Origin of the sequence: Cupriavidus basilensis, from assembly GCF_029335485.1 — a bacterium.
Taxonomy (GTDB): domain Bacteria; phylum Pseudomonadota; class Gammaproteobacteria; order Burkholderiales; family Burkholderiaceae; genus Cupriavidus; species Cupriavidus basilensis_E.
Genome location: NZ_JARJLM010000411.1, coordinates 1 through 699, shown reverse-complemented (window position 1 = coordinate 699; position 699 = coordinate 1). Strand labels below are relative to the sequence as shown.

1 pseudogene is annotated in these 699 nt (G+C 63.9%); it reads right to left on the bottom strand.

Annotation, left to right across the window (positions count from 1 at the left end):
- Positions 1-668: pseudogene (locus tag P3W85_RS24405) on the bottom strand (phospholipase effector Tle1 domain-containing protein); the annotation flags it as partial.
- Positions 669-699: the final 31 nt, after the last annotated feature.

Below are 699 nucleotides of genomic sequence, written 5' to 3'. Positions count from 1 at the left end.
GCGCGGCGCTTGGCCAGCACGGTGCGGCGGCCGTCGACCTCGGTGTCGCGCCACTGGGTGCTGGCGATGGCTTGAAGGGCCTGCGCAGGTGACACATCCTTGCGCAACTGCACGTCGTCAAGCGTCTTGGGCGTGGGCGGCCCCTTGCCATCAGGAAAGCGCATGCGCATGCGCTTGAAGTTGATGTCGGCGCTCATCTGTTTGACGAGGGCGAGGTCTTCGGATTCTTCGGTCAGTCGCTTCTGGAAGGCATAGCGGTGCAGGTTGTTCTGCAATTGCAGCAATGCCCAGTTGATACGGGCTTCTCCCCCCCAGCCGGCGGCGGCACCGGCGGCGGCATGCAGGCCCACGCCGGCATCGCCAACGCCGTCCCAGAACTCAGTGCCGACGCCGGGGACGTAGGTTCGAAAGCGGTACTGGCGGTCTTCGCCGGGTTTTATTTTGTCGTCGAAGACGTCGTACAGGCGGGCGACATTGCTATGCGACTTGGGCTCTGTGTCGTACTGGCGGTTGTTGCGCGTGCCGTCGAAGAAGAAGCCGAGGTAGAGGGTGCGCTGGCACGACATGGCGTCGTTGGGCGACTCGGTGCACGTGATGCCCTTGCGCTCGTTTTGCGTGAGTGCCCACGGGTTGTCGCCCATATTGTCGGGCAGTCGGGAAATCGTCATGGCGTCTTGTCCTCCGTGTGGGCGGCCTTGC